This window comes from Sutterella sp. (assembly GCF_052272535.1).
Lineage (GTDB): Bacteria > Pseudomonadota > Gammaproteobacteria > Burkholderiales > Burkholderiaceae_F > Sutterella.
Genome location: NZ_DAVZJY010000370.1, coordinates 1 through 1,172, shown reverse-complemented (window position 1 = coordinate 1,172; position 1,172 = coordinate 1). Strand labels below are relative to the sequence as shown.

Here is a 1,172-nt window from a genome sequence, read left to right as displayed (position 1 = left end):
TCCTTCAGGGCGGGGATTGCGTCAAGTTCTCAACCTTCACGACCGCGGGCGCGTCGCGCAGGACGAGCTCGAGGCGATTGTAGGGGACTTCGATCCCCTCCTCGCTGAAGCGCTTGTAGATGGCGAGCTCGATCGCGGTGCGGATGCCGGCGGACCCGTTCACGGGGTCGGCAAGCCAGAAGGCGAGCTTCAGATTGATGCCGGAGTCGCCGAAGCCGTCCACATAGGCCCAGGGGGTGCGGCCTTTGGCGATGCGCGGACGCTCGCGCTTGCCTTCCTCCAACATGATCGCGAGGGCGCGGTCCACGTCGGCGCCGTAGGCGACCGAGATCTCCACGTAGACGGTGCTCGCCTCGTCGGTGTAGGAGAGGTTCTGCACGGCGGTGGTGACGAAGGTTTCGTTCGGGACGATGTTCTCGATGCCGTCCGCGGAGCGCACCACCGTGAAGCGCGTGTTGATCTCGGTCACCTTGCCGCGGAAGCCCCCGACCACCACGAGGTCGCCGATCTTCACGGACTTGTCGAGCAGGATGATGAACCCCGAGACGTAGTTCGAGGCGATCTTCTGCAAGCCGAAGCCGAGGCCGACGCCCAAGGCGCCGCCGAAGACCGAGAGGATCGTGAGGTCGATACCGACCGTGCCGAGACCGATGATAACTGCGAGGACCATGAGCCCCACGCTCACGATGCGGGTGAGCACGACCTTCTGGTTGGGCGAGAGCGTGTGCGCGCCATGGATCACCTGTCCGATGATGTTCGAGATCCAGTTGGCGACGGCGAGCGTGAGGAGCACCGAGAAGATCGCGATCACGAGCTTCCAGAGCGTCATGTCGCCCTTGCCGATCGGAATGCGCGTGGTGTCGAGGATGTCTACGAGCTGCCCGAGAACGCCGAAGAACTGAAGCACGGCGAGCGACCAGAAGACCACCGTGATCGAACGGCGCAGGCTCGGCGTGATGATGTTGCCGCCCAAAGCCGTCTGCATGAACGCGATCACGATTGAGAGGAGTGAGTACGCGTAGAAGAGGTTGTAGAAGATCCGGCAGACCACGAGCGACTCGGCCGTGTAGTCGCCGAGCGTCACCATCGCGTAGGCCGAGAGCGCGAGGATCGAGCCCGCGATGAGGCCGAAGGAGACGTTCTCGAGGAGCCCGAGTAAGAGGTGCTTCAAG

General features: G+C 63.6%; 1 protein-coding gene. It reads right to left on the bottom strand.

Going from position 1 to position 1,172, the window contains the following annotated elements; all coding sequences use genetic code 11:
- Window positions 1-4: 4 nt before the first annotated feature.
- The coding region (locus ACT6Y9_RS11060) for a mechanosensitive ion channel family protein (protein WP_443744568.1) at window positions 5-1,172 on the bottom strand (1,168 nt) is incomplete at its 5' end.